Origin of the sequence: Acinetobacter calcoaceticus DSM 30006 = CIP 81.8 (genome assembly GCF_000368965.1) — a bacterium.
GTDB lineage: Bacteria > Pseudomonadota > Gammaproteobacteria > Pseudomonadales > Moraxellaceae > Acinetobacter > Acinetobacter calcoaceticus.
Genome location: NZ_KB849780.1, coordinates 277,775 through 290,831, shown reverse-complemented (window position 1 = coordinate 290,831; position 13,057 = coordinate 277,775). Strand labels below are relative to the sequence as shown.

Below are 13,057 nucleotides of genomic sequence, written 5' to 3'. Positions count from 1 at the left end.
ATAAATAAAAATTTGGGAGATTAGATCATGAATGCTTACGTACATCGTGGTGAAGATCGTGGACACGTTAAAGCTGGATGGTTAGAGTCTTATCACAGCTTTTCATTTGGTAACTGGTACAACCCTAAATATATGGGTGTAAGTACTCTAAGGGTTATTAATGACGATAAGATTGATGCGCATAATGGTTTCGGTACGCACTCGCATGACAATATGGAAATCTTAACCTGTGTGCTAGATGGTGCAATTTCACACCGTGACACGATGGGAAATGAAGGTCAAATTAAAGCAGGTGAATGGCAACTCATGAGTGCTGGCACAGGTGTTGCCCACAGTGAAGTTAACAACACTGATACGCCTGTACATTTATTACAGATCTGGATTATTCCAGATGTAAGAGATGCAGAGCCAAATTACCAGCAAATTAACCTTGACCCATGTAAAGATCCAAATAAATGGCATTTAATTGCAGGACCTGATGCAAATGCACCGATGCATATTCGTCAAAATGCAGAGATAAAATCTGCCGTATTGGAAAAAGGACATGAGTTAAGTGTTGATCCGGTTAAAAAAGTGAATTATATCCACGTTATTTCAGGTGTAATCCGCATTGGCGATCAAGAAGTTAAAGCAGGCGATGCTTTCGTATTTGAGGATAAAGCGACGATTCAGGCAAATGAAGATAGTCAATTTATTTGGTTCGATTTACCTTAAACTAATCAAAAGCCCTTTGAACAAAAGGGCTTTTTTAATCTCCACCACCACCGCCACCATCACATCCTCCCGAGTCGGAAGATGATGAACAATCATTTGAATAACTAGAGCTATGATGATGGGAATCAGAGTAATGATGTGTTGAAGAAGATGAATAATCATGCTCGCCAGATGACGAAGATTTTTTTAAATTTCTAAGCAGTGCAATTAAACAAATCAGACCAATACTGGAAAAAATTGCAATAAATACAATAATAAATAACTTCAAATAACGACCTCCTTGATCAAATTAAACACACATTAAAATAAACTATTTTAAGTTTCCTTCACATATAAATAGGCACTCGCTCTTGATATACCTAAATGTTGTGCAACCGTCTCCACAGCCTTTTTAATGTCTAATAAACCATTATTCTTTAACTCATGTATTAATTGTTTTCTCTCATTGAGTTTTAACATACGCGGTGTAGTCGCATGTTTTGAGGCAAATTGATCAATATATCTTCGAATTGCTTCAGACCCATTCGGTTCCAAATTTTCAATAATGTTGTCAGTTTCAATTTTAGTAAACTGGTCTAAAGCGCTTTGCATGCCCCTAAATAGGGTTAAATCAATATTCATACATAAAGCGGCCACATATTCGCCCTCTTCATCTTTAATACCAATCGAAGTACTTTTTGCGGGGCGGCCATCTGCAAACTGGTTTGCATAGTTGGAAATAAGATTTGGAAATTCTGGAGACATAATTCTTGCCAGCCCTAACTCTGTTGCTGGATCTCCAATTTTTCGACCAGATAAATTATTGTGTATTGAGAGTATGGCATGTTCAGGATTTGTTAAGTCATGGACAACAACTTCGCAAAATGGAAATAGGGTTTCACTTAACCCTTTCGCGATTGTATCTAGTTGAGTGAGTAAATGTTTATCACGATTTCCCAATGTATTTCCTCCAAATGACTTGCTTACTATTTCAAACCCTAGCGTGAAGTATGTAATAGTAATTTAGACTTTTTATCTAATTTTAAACTTAATGTAAATCAAAATCTTATATCTCATTGTTATCCAATTAGAAAATAAAATTAGACATTTTATCTAAATCTATATATTTTATCTAAACAAGGTCAATATATTGTGTGTTGCTTGAGCAATACGAAATCTTGCATCCGAAAACATTGAATAGAATTAGGTTTAATTATGAAAAATTTAACCCTTCCAACTTATGAAGATGTCGCAGCCGCTGCTGAACGCATAAAAGGTTTTGCAAATAAAACCCCTGTTTTAACTTCACGTACTGTTAACAATGAATTTGAAGCAGAAGTATTCTTTAAATGTGAGAATTTTCAGCGTGTTGGCGCTTTCAAATTTCGTGGTGCAATGAATGCGCTTGCACAGTTCGATGATGCTCAAAAAAAAGCTGGTGTGGTTGCTTTCTCTTCAGGAAATCATGCTCAAGCAATTGCGCTGTCAGCAAAGATCCTTGGTATTCCAGCAACAATCATCATGCCTAAAGATGCTCCTGCTGCAAAAATGGCAGCGACGCGAGAATACGGAGGCAATATTGTTGAATATGATCGTTATACAGAAGATCGGGAACAAATTGGAAAAGAGATTGCCGAAAAAAATGGTCTAACCTTAATTCCATCTTATGATCATCCGCATGTTATTGCAGGTCAAGGAACGGCTGCAAAAGAACTATTTGAAGAAGTTGGTGACTTGGATTACCTCTTTATATGTTTAGGTGGCGGAGGTTTATTGGCAGGCTCTTCCTTATCTGCCCGTCAACTCTCTCCGGACTGTAAAATATATGGTGTTGAACCTGCCCTAGGAAATGATGGACAAATGTCCTTTAGAAAAGGAGAAATTGTTCATATTGATACGCCCCAAACGATTGCCGATGGTGCTCAAATTCAAAGTTTAGGTAAATTAACATTTCCTATTATTCAAAAGAATGTAGATGACATTTTGACTGTAACAGACGAAGAACTCGTGACTTCTATGAAGTTCTTTGCTGAAAGAATGAAGATGGTGGTTGAACCGACAGGATGCCTTGGATTTGCGGCTGCCCGTAATTTGAAACATGAGTTAAAAGGCAAACGTATAGGCATCATTATTAGTGGTGGGAATGTCGATATTTCTAAATATGTAGAGTTTTTATCAGCTTAATAAAAATCGATGTCTATCTATGATGTCAGTTAAAGCGTCATGGATAGACAATACATGCTACTCGTCTCTCGAACTGTTCACGTCTTAATTTAAATATTCACTTTTGGAGATGGTTATGAGATTTATTTCTGAGTCTGAATCTTCTGCTCTCATCAATCATGAACTCGCTTACGATGCCATTTACGAAGCTTTAATTGCTGCAACTCAATTGGACACTCAAAGTTTTCCTGTGGTTCATGGTCAAGCGTCAGATACCAAAAATACGTTTAGTATTAAATCATCTGCTACCCAGCAATTAGCTGGTCTTAAAGTTGGTTCTTTTTGGGAAGATAATCCTAAAAATGGTTTACCACGCCATAACGCGCTCATTTTATTATTTAATCAAGTGAATGGAAAAATGGCGGCAGCCATCGAAGCAGGCAAAGTGAATGCATTCCGTACAGCAGCTTCTAATGCGGTTGCGACCAATACATTGGCAAGAAAAAATTCAAAAGTATTAGCCATATTTGGTACAGGAAATCAGGCCAAATATGAATGTGAGGCATTAGCGAGAATTAGAAATTTCGATCAGGTTTTGATTGTAGGGCGCGACCAAAATAAAGCCGAAAAAATGGCAGAAGACCTAAAACAATTAGGGATTAAGCTTAAAATTGCTGGTGCAAAAGAAGCTTGTGAACAAGCAGATATTATTGTGACAGCGACTTCTTCGAAGACTCCTCTTTTTAAAGCAGAATGGGTCAAAGTCGGCACTCATATTTCATCTATGGGTTCCGATAAAAAAGGCAAACAAGAACTTCCACCAGAATTATTTTCACAGAGTGGTTTATTCTGTGATCTTAATACTCAGTCTAAAGTCATTGGTGAATTCCAGCATGCACCTGAGTCTGCAATTTTAATGAATATCGGTGATGTGCTTTTAGCAAACACTCAAGGAAGGCAATCTCAGGAACAAATCACAATTTATGATAGTTCAGGGTTATCTATACAAGACTTATATATCGCCCAAAAAATTTTAGAAATTTCTTAATATTTATCATTTAACTGCATCATTCAGGCTGATGCAGTTAAATGATAAGGTATTTCTTTTTATTTGCATTAAATAAACTGCATTAAAAAATAATCCAACAACCGTTCCCTTTCCCCTGCCTTATTTGGGTCTAAAAGTTGAACCATCGCCCCATCAATCACAAACAAGAACATGTGTGCATCTTGCTTTGAAGCATTTACATTGGTTGTTAAAAGCAAATTATAAATTTCATTAATAAGCCAGTTTCGATAGTCAATCACCACCTGATATGCCTTGGGATGTGTTTTTGAAATCTCAAAAATGGCTTTGAAAGGCAAATGATAAAGGCCATCTAAGTTCGCATGTAAGAAATAAATTTTGCGAAGTTTTTCAAGCAGGGGTAAGTCTTTTTGAATGTAAATAATTGAAATCACCTCTTGTTTAAGACCATCTTTTTGAAAGGTTAAGCTCATTTCAATAAGACGTTCTTTTGAGTGGAAGTAATTATAAAAAGTTGCTTTCGGAGTCTTTGACGATTCAATAATGCGGTCTACCCCGACTTTATGAAAGCCATATTTATTAAAAAGATATCGAGAGGTATGAAGCACGCTTAAAGCACGAAATGGGAGATCTGAATGTGGCATATTTTTACCGTTATAAATTAAATTTTTGTTGTATATAAATGAGATACAAACGCCGCTGCCCTTTTTGGGGAGAAAAAAAGGCATAGCAAAGCCGAAAGACTGTGCTTGGCACATCTCAAGTTTTATTGTTGAAATAAGTTTTTAGCCGTAATGACTTAAAGTCTGAGAACCCTAAAGGTAATCAAGCTGCTAAATATAATTTAAGTTGTGTCGTTATAGCTTTTGGCAAAGGCTGCCAAGAAATAATGAATGTGCAAAGCCAACTCCTTTTTATTGGGAGTCCTGCCAGACATTTATAGAATTATGGTGGCAGAACGGAAGAAGGTTGACAGACTAGTATTATCTCAAACTAGCACACCCGAAAGTGTCCCTCTCCCGTCCTACCGCTACGGGAGGGAACGAGTGGTACACCACACAAGGCTATTCCTCAGAAGAAATAACTCTGATGCGGGAGATAATATTCAGCCTGTCAAAGCCGACTGGCAATGTGGCCAGCAGGCAAAGGATAAGCTTCACTTTTGTTGCAGTCAAGCACACAAAATGACATTTGCTTTAAATTAGATCATTAAAAAGTAAGGTTAAATAATAAATAAGTTATTGTTAAATTGGGGTTTATAAAGTTGCGGAATTTTGAGATATAGGGGTTTAGGAAACTAGAAATGCGCTAGTGCGGCTTCCGCCACCTGCGCTTTATTATCAAAGTTATTGTTTAATTGAGTATTTTAAATGCGCCTTAAAGCGATGAGGTTTTCTATTTTTAAAAGAACGCTATCCTGCAACGTTAAATGTACTACGTGGATAGATTAATTTATTTTATCAATTTTAAAAATTTTACCACTTAGAGTACTTTGAAAAAACATTTCAAAACCCGGTCGTATATCTTCACCTTCAACTGTAATATATTTTAAATTAGAAAAACATTGAGTATTAGCGAAATAATTATCTACTGTTGCCTGAATGACGTATTTAATTCCAAACTGGTCTTTGACACTGATATTTTGTTTAAGCATGACGATATCCTAATAAAATTATGGCAGAAATAATGGACCCGCCTAAATATCCAATAGCAAACTGAGTTTTAACTAACTCTATAATCTAATTTAAATAGTTGATTTATAGACGCATAAAAGGTGCGACCATCTAAATTTAAATCAACTTCAATTCCAGAGGAAAGAAGAACTCTTTTACCAACTTCAACAGTTTTAAAACCTTCACGTGTATTTTGTATTCTATTTAGAGGAATTAAAGACACTAAAATTTCTGTACCATTTTTAGATTTTGCAATTAAATCATTTATTTTTAACAATTTATATCCTAAATTAAAATTTACTTATAATCTTAAAATTAATTTAAAGTGAAAAGCACTCATTAGTGCTTTTCATTTATGACTGCTTATAATTATTTATAGAGCAACAATATTTACAGCATTTGGGCCTTTTTGACCTTGTGCAACACTGAATTCAACACGTTGACCTTCAGCAAGAGTTCTGAAACCTGAGTTAGCGATTTCGCTAAAATGAGCAAAAACGTCTGGTCCTGATTCTGGTTGGATAAAACCGAAACCTTTAGCTTCGTTAAACCACTTAACAGTACCTTTCATGATATTTGAATTAGACATAATACATCCTAGTTTTTTTAAAAATTTAAACCATTTTATTGGTTATGAGTAACATCGAAATAATAAAGAATGGAGCTGAAAATCTGAAAAAAACGAAGGATTATGACTAATACTGCGGTACTTAGAGAAGATTTACCAAACATGACTTTTTCTAGTTATGTTCATTGTATACGAAAAATAAAATTAATCAAGTTTTCTAATATATATATTTATTTTATTTATAAAAAAGGTGATGTTCTGGATTCTAAGAGTTGATAAGCAAGTTGTGCTCAATGCAGGCAGGCAAAGGACAGTGCTCTACCCTTATGCAGTCAAGCAAATGACATTTGCTTTAAATTAGATCATTAAAAAGCAAGGATAAATAATGAATAAGTGATTTTTTAAGAAGGGTTTATAAAGGTGGGAGTTTTGGGAGTTACAGCTTTATAGAGCAAGGTTTTGAGGGTGTAACCTTTTTAGAAAGTACAAAGGTTACAAAATTCTGAGGTTACACCGCCCAATTAAGTTATAAATGGAAATTAGACTTAATCTATTTTCATAAAATATAAATCGGTGCCTTTTGCAATGACCTGCTCTTGAAACGGAACCATCACAATACAGTTCGCTTTGACAAACGGTTCAATTTGATATGGCTGCTGTTGCTCAATAATTTCTAATAAATATTCACCATTTTCTTGAGCCTTATAATTTCCCCATAACAATTTTCTGTTTGTCGTATCAGGAACAATCTCTATGTCAGCTTTACCTTTAAAGTAAGCATGATCAAAAAAGTCTGAGATATGCTTATTCAAAATATATTTCACAAAAGCATGCATCAGAATTGCAATATCTTGGATATCACCCGGTAAATTAATAATAGTCGCTTTATCTTCTGTAACAACTACTCGCATACCTTTATGATTACCGCTTTCATCATATATCTGCACTGTCTCACGACTAGGTGGAGTCCTATCTTTGCCTTTTAGAATTTTAATTTCATTCGCTGGTATACAACGTGTATTCAAGGCCGATGACATGCTGCTTTGATCAAAGATTGGAAGTTTTTCAAGCTGAAATAAAGAAGAACGGTTATTTTGATATGTGCAGCAAAGAATGACATCAAAATTCGAGGTTTGTTCTTCAAAGAACTTTATATAATCGTCCCTGCTTGTCGTTAAGGAGTCATCTAAAGCTGGGTCATTATCTTTTTTAAGATTATTAAATGCTGCATCGAAACGTTCAGGTTTAAGTAATTTTATTTCTACGTGTTCATATCCCCATGTTTTCAAGACATCTTTAACATAGAGACTTTCCTCGCTCATTTCATCTTCATCAAAAGAATGCATACTTACAATGAGAATTTTTGGATTCTTATATATAGATAATTCTTTGACTCCTGCTCGTCTTAAGGCAATTAATTTTTCAGGAGTTAGCTTTTCATCTTTTTTTAAAATCACATCGCCTTGTTTAAATATACTGCCCTTAGGAATAACACCATGCATAGCAGGAATGGAGCCAGTAATTTTTTTAGCATCGGTATCAGAAAGATCTAATCTTTCATCTTGTTCAGCAATGACTGCATCTAAGGACTCTGGTAATTTTGTATAGGCAGGAATCTCTAACAAACTTGGAACATTTAGGTCTAATTTATAGGGATTAATTGATCTATAAAGTTGTTGTCCCCAATAGTACCAACTAGTAATTAGTAAAGGGCTTTCTTTACTTGCAGTTTGAGTTATTTCTGAATTAATAGCCCATCCTGCATATCCTGATAAATTATGTAGAGGATAGTCCTGTAAAGCATACACATCACTTGCATTAACTTGTTTTATTGCGTCATCCAGCTCTACAGTTTCTTTTAAATCGCCTTTTGGCAAATTTATATTGATGTGATAAAAAATATCCGTTAAATGATTTGGTAAGTTATCGGGTACTGGAAGTTTTTTTTGCATAAATATAATTCCTGGAAGTACCTCAAATAGGAGGTACTTCGCTAATTTTAATTATTAATCAACATTAATAAAGAACTTATCACCGTCTAAAACGCGTTCAGCATTGAAGAAAGATCCTAAAAAACTACCTGCTCTACGGTTGTCAGACGCATCAATTTTTTTCACCGAAGCCCCTGTACCACCTTGGTGGGTAGCTGCAAATGGAAATTCATCACAATCGCAGTCAGTAGCGACTTCATCTGAATCGCCAGTAAAGAAGCACTTTGAACCAACAGTTGGACCATATTTAACTTTGCACATTTTCACAGATTCAGCTCGATTATCTTTACGAGTTTGAGCATCGCGTAAACGAGTTAAAGGACTTGCACTTGAACTAGGAAAAACTGAGTTAGGTGCTCCAGCTATAAACTTACCAGGTTGTCCAGCTGCAAATGCTTCTTTAATGTGCTTTGCAGATTCATCTACATCGGGATTAGTGACTTTAATTGTAGTAAGGACAGGTGGTACATCTGAATATACACATCCTTTCGTATTTGCTTTAGCTTTACCTATATCACAACGTACACCAGGACTATAAATACCTGGATCATAACTTGCGGCATCATTAAATGACGCGTTTGCTTTAACAACTTGAAAAGACACACTAGGAGATAATGATAACGGGTTTGAAGAAGCTAACTCTGTATTAGACGGCGTGAAAGTTGTTGTAGATTCTAAAGATAAGCCATTTACTAAATTAATTGGATTGCCATAGACAGTCTTTGCTGTGCAGTTATAACAGTACAACTCAGGTCGTACTTTTAGAGAATCGCCAGGTTGCCCTATAATTTGTGTGCGCAGTTTATATTTAAAAGTCCAAGTTAATGCATTTTTTGGATTATCAGAATAAACATATGCAACCACTTTCGCAGTACCTACATTTAATCCTTTTGCATCAGTCAATGGAATTTCAAATGGTTCGGACTCTAAACAATGCGCCCCTCTGTTTATATAGCTATCTAGATCTTTTCCAACTTTTTTACAAATTGGTGATACATCCAAAGCACTAGCAGCATGGCTAGTTGTTACTATGAATACTGAAGCTAAAGCTATTATATATTTAGTTATATTTAACATGAAGTTTCCAATTTTATAAATTTAAAAAATCACTCTAATAAGCCATTTTTGCTTACCAAAATGATGGGGAATAATATCACAATTAAAAAATAAGTAAATTTATTGATTAAAATTGATATGTTACATTTACCAATTGGTATTTTTAAAATTTTAGAGCATAAAAAAACAAAACACTATTCACGTAATTATTATTCATAAACTTATCTAAACATCTTTTGTTTAAACTATTTTATTAAGCTTTATTTCAATGTATTCAAATAAAAATTATATCCAAACGCTTAGGCATCATTGTTTTGAGCAGCTCCTATCTTGGTCTTCAAAAGAAATTTTTAATTATTTTCCGCTTAAGGATTAATCAGCTGTATGAATTTATGAAAAGCAATAAAAAAAGCCCTAAACCATTATAGTTTAGGGCTTTTTAAGTCATGTAAAGCTATTCGAGTTTATATGACTTTAATGTCTTGGTAGGTATATCCAGACTCGAACTGGAGACCTCTACGATGTCAACGTAGCGCTCTAACCAACTGAGCTATACACCTAAGATGGAAAGCATAATATTCATTTTTCAAAAGCAAAACAAGTGATTTTCAATTGAAAAAAATACAAATGAGCAGACTTTAAGCAAACTTTTTTCATTTTCTAAAAAAGAAAAACGGTACATGGTTTAACCATATACCGTTTTGTTTAGCTGAATATCAAACTCAACTTAACAAGGGCATTTCTTTAAAGTACCGCCAGCCGATGGATAACGCGCATCGACACAATAGCGATAGAAAGTTTTAGCATCCATTGGTGTTAAATCAGAATGATGAGCCTTCATGTGTTCCAGATACGTTTGATAATCTGGCACTCCAACCATGAGTCGAAAGCTTTGCTGCAAACGCTGCCACAGTGTTGCAATGCGTGACCAGTTCTTTGGAGAAAGCAATAGCTCTTTTTGTGAGAGCACCGTCATTTTAATGATTTTCGCAATAATGACAGTTCCATTTTTTGCAAATTTAAAATTCATCATTACTTTCCTCGCGTGGTGATCACTTCAGGATCAGCATATACAGCTGGGGATTCATTTACGGTTGGTGTCGGGCTTGCTAACGCACGGCGTACAATACCAATCGCAGCAATCACCATCACAATCGCAACGATCATGAAGAAGCCACAAAGTGCAGCATTGATTTGATTTGACATCACAATCGTCTGCATTTCTTCAAGTGTTTTTGCTGGTTTTAATATTTCACCACGAGCAATCGCATCTGAAAATCTATTCGCTTGTGCTAAGAAACCAATCTTTGGATTTTCGTGGAAAATCTTTTGCCAACCAGCAGTCATACATGTAATGAATAAGAAAATTGTTGGAATGATCGTCACCCATACATATTTTTCTTTTTTCATTTTAAACAGAATGACTGTACCCAAAATGAGTGCCATCGAAGCTAGCATTTGGTTACCAACACCAAATAAAGGCCACAATGAATTGATACCCCCTAATGGATCAATCACACCTTGATAGACGAAGAATCCCCATCCACCTACTGCAACTGCTGTACCGACTAAGTTACCCAAGAATGAACTAGAAGATTTAATCTTAGGAATTACAATACCCACTGTGTCTTGCACCATGAAACGACAAGCACGAGTTCCGGCATCTACAGCGGTTAAGATGAATAATGCTTCAAACAAAATAGCAAAGTGATACCAGAATGCCATCATTGAACGGCTATTGAAAATTTCCGAAATGATATGTGCCATACCAATCGCAAAAGTAGGTGCACCACCTGTACGCGATAAAATCGAAGTTTCTCCGACTTCCTGTGCCAACAGCGTTAACATTTCAGGGGTAACAACAAATCCCAAATTACGAACCGCTTCTGCCGCTGATTCTACAGTTGTACCAAGTACAGCCGCAGGTGCATTAATTGCAAAGTACACTCCTGGGTCTAAGACAGTTGCACAGATCATCGCCATAATACCGACGAAAGACTCCATGAGCATGCCGCCATAACCAATCACGCGAATGTCTGCTTCGTTATCAATTAGTTTTGGTGTAGTACCACTTGATACAAGCGCATGGAAACCAGAAATGGCACCACAGGCAATAGTAATAAATAGGAATGGAAATAAACTACCTGAGAAAACAGGACCAGTACCATCAATAAAATGGGTCACTGCTGGCATTTTTAATTCAGGTAATGCAATGATAATACCGACTGCTAAACCGAGAATGACACCAATTTTAAGGAAGGTAGATAAATAATCACGTGGCGCTAACAATAACCAGACAGGTAATACTGAAGCAATAAATCCATAAATGATTAAGCACCATGTAAGCTGTGTTCCAGTTAAGGTGAAAAACTCACCCCAGTATGGATCTGCTGCAACATGTCCACCATAAACAATGGCAAGCATCATTAACACGAAGCCAATAATAGAAACTTCAGCAATACGTCCCGGGCGAATAAATCGCATGTAAACGCCCATAAATAATGCAATTGGAATAGTTGCTGCAATAGTAAAAACACCCCATGGACTATGGGCAAGTGCTTTAACCACAACTAAGGCCAATACCGCAAGGATAATAATCATTACCCCAAGCGCACCAAGCATTACAACGATACCAGCAAAAGAACCCAGTTCCTGTTTTGCCATTTCACCAAGCGAACGACCGTCTCGACGCGTTGAAATAAATAAAACTAAGAAGTCTTGTACTGCACCTGCGACAACCACACCGACCAGCAGCCAGATTGTTCCGGGTAAAAAACCCATTTGTGCAGCCAAAATTGGCCCGACTAATGGTCCCGCTCCGGCAATTGCCGCAAAGTGATGACCAAAAAGTACGTATTTATTGGTGGGAACATAATCCAGACCATCGGCTAAACGATGTGCTGGGGTTAAACGTCTTGGGTTTAATTCAAATACTTTAGTTGCAATAAATAGACTATAAAATCGATATGCGATGCTATATAAACATGCTGCAGCAAGTACAAGCCAAACCGCATTGACATGTTCACCACGACTGAGTGCCAGCATCCCAAAAGAAATTGCACCTATAATTGCCACTAGGCTCCAGACCAGCTTGGAGGGAAGCGTAGATTTCGCTTGCATTGTGTCCATTCTTAACCTCTCAATAAATAACTACAGCATTTTTATATTGTTATGTACTGTTCTATCAAATCCTTGTGACTGTACTCCTCCTTTAATTTTTTTCCTCTTATACTTTCGCATAAAAAAAGGGATGATTTACATCATCCCTTCGATAATAGTTTATTTTTTAACTATTATGCACGCTCTAAATAATCGCCAGTACGAGTATCTACACGAACGCTATCTTCTTGCTGAACAAATAACGGAACACGAACAACCGCACCTGTTTCAAGCTTAGCTGGTTTACCGCCACCGCCAGATGTATCACCGCGTACACCTGGATCAGTTTCAACAATTTTTAATACTACGAAGTTCGGTGCACTTACAGTTAAAGGCACACCGTTGAACAACATAATAGTACATTTTTCATTTGAATCGTCTTTTAACCATTTAGCTGCATCGCCCATTGCAGTTTTGTCTGCAGCGATTTGCTCAAAAGTTACAGGATCCATGAAGTTCCAAAGCTCGCCATCATTGTATAAGTAGTCCATTTCTACTTCTACGATGTCAGCCGCTTCTACAGTATCGCCAGACTTAAAAGTTTTTTCTAAAACTTTACCAGTTCTAAGGTTACGTAATTTTACGCGGTTGAACGCTTGACCTTTACCTGGTTTTACGTATTCATTTTCCATGATTGAACATGGGTTACTGTCAAGCATGACCTTAAGGCCCGGCTTGAAATCATTTGTAGAATAATTGGCCATGACTGGCACACTCCAAACTTAAC

14 protein-coding genes and 1 tRNA gene are annotated in these 13,057 nt (G+C 36.3%); 3 read left to right on the top strand and 12 right to left on the bottom strand.

What is annotated here, in order from left to right; genetic code table 11:
• Positions 1-27: 27 nt before the first annotated feature.
• On the top strand, positions 28-714 hold the full coding sequence (locus F936_RS06290; protein ID WP_005046006.1) for a pirin family protein: 687 nt from the start codon (positions 28-30) through the stop codon (positions 712-714).
• A 34-nt stretch (positions 715-748) separates the two neighbouring features.
• Here F936_RS06290 and F936_RS19195 read toward each other — a convergent pair whose 3' ends face one another.
• Positions 749-982: a hypothetical protein gene (locus F936_RS19195; protein WP_005046004.1), complete on the bottom strand. Its 234-nt coding sequence runs from the start codon at positions 980-982 to the stop codon at positions 749-751.
• A 47-nt stretch (positions 983-1,029) separates the two neighbouring features.
• Positions 1,030-1,653 (bottom strand): helix-turn-helix transcriptional regulator, encoded by a 624-nt coding sequence (locus F936_RS06285; protein WP_004643545.1) that lies wholly within the window; start codon positions 1,651-1,653, stop codon positions 1,030-1,032.
• A gap of 255 nt (positions 1,654-1,908) precedes the next feature.
• On the opposite strand from F936_RS06285, the gene F936_RS06280 reads away from it, so the two are divergent.
• Positions 1,909-2,877, top strand: coding sequence for a threo-3-hydroxy-L-aspartate ammonia-lyase (locus tag F936_RS06280; protein WP_005046003.1), 969 nt, complete (start codon positions 1,909-1,911; stop codon positions 2,875-2,877).
• A 115-nt stretch (positions 2,878-2,992) separates the two neighbouring features.
• Positions 2,993-3,904: an ornithine cyclodeaminase family protein gene (locus tag F936_RS06275; RefSeq protein ID WP_005046001.1), complete on the top strand. Its 912-nt coding sequence runs from the start codon at positions 2,993-2,995 to the stop codon at positions 3,902-3,904.
• A 68-nt stretch (positions 3,905-3,972) separates the two neighbouring features.
• Here the strand turns inward: F936_RS06275 and F936_RS06270 are convergent, their stop codons facing one another.
• From F936_RS06270 to efp, 10 genes are all read right to left on the bottom strand, one after another.
• A complete protein-coding gene (locus F936_RS06270) occupies positions 3,973-4,527 on the bottom strand; it encodes a TetR/AcrR family transcriptional regulator (RefSeq protein ID WP_005045999.1) in 555 nt (184 codons plus the stop codon).
• 803 nt (positions 4,528-5,330) lie between these two features.
• Positions 5,331-5,537, bottom strand: coding sequence for a hypothetical protein (locus F936_RS06260; protein WP_004643550.1), 207 nt, complete (start codon positions 5,535-5,537; stop codon positions 5,331-5,333).
• Positions 5,538-5,605: 68 nt separating this feature from the next.
• Positions 5,606-5,833: a hypothetical protein gene (locus F936_RS06255; protein WP_003650533.1), complete on the bottom strand. Its 228-nt coding sequence runs from the start codon at positions 5,831-5,833 to the stop codon at positions 5,606-5,608.
• A gap of 96 nt (positions 5,834-5,929) precedes the next feature.
• On the bottom strand, positions 5,930-6,145 hold the full coding sequence (locus tag F936_RS06250) for a cold-shock protein (protein WP_003650532.1): 216 nt from the start codon (positions 6,143-6,145) through the stop codon (positions 5,930-5,932).
• Positions 6,146-6,669: 524 nt separating this feature from the next.
• Positions 6,670-8,076 (bottom strand): molybdopterin-binding domain-containing protein, encoded by a 1,407-nt coding sequence (locus tag F936_RS06245; protein ID WP_005045997.1) that lies wholly within the window; start codon positions 8,074-8,076, stop codon positions 6,670-6,672.
• Positions 8,077-8,130: 54 nt separating this feature from the next.
• The gene (locus tag F936_RS06240; RefSeq protein WP_004643554.1) at positions 8,131-9,192 is read right to left on the bottom strand and encodes a NucA/NucB deoxyribonuclease domain-containing protein; all 1,062 of its coding nucleotides are present in this window, start codon (positions 9,190-9,192) and stop codon (positions 8,131-8,133) included.
• 462 nt (positions 9,193-9,654) lie between these two features.
• Positions 9,655-9,731: transfer RNA gene (locus tag F936_RS06235), tRNA-Val, on the bottom strand.
• A 167-nt stretch (positions 9,732-9,898) separates the two neighbouring features.
• The gene (locus tag F936_RS06230; protein WP_005045994.1) at positions 9,899-10,204 is read right to left on the bottom strand and encodes a YbdD/YjiX family protein; all 306 of its coding nucleotides are present in this window, start codon (positions 10,202-10,204) and stop codon (positions 9,899-9,901) included.
• The gene (locus tag F936_RS06225) at positions 10,204-12,300 is read right to left on the bottom strand and encodes a carbon starvation CstA family protein (RefSeq protein ID WP_005045991.1); all 2,097 of its coding nucleotides are present in this window, start codon (positions 12,298-12,300) and stop codon (positions 10,204-10,206) included. Before F936_RS06225 ends, F936_RS06230 begins: the two co-directional genes overlap by 1 nt.
• Before the next feature lie 164 nt (positions 12,301-12,464).
• The gene (gene efp, locus F936_RS06220; protein WP_004643557.1) at positions 12,465-13,034 is read right to left on the bottom strand and encodes an elongation factor P; all 570 of its coding nucleotides are present in this window, start codon (positions 13,032-13,034) and stop codon (positions 12,465-12,467) included.
• Between the last annotated feature and the right edge of the window lie 23 nt (positions 13,035-13,057).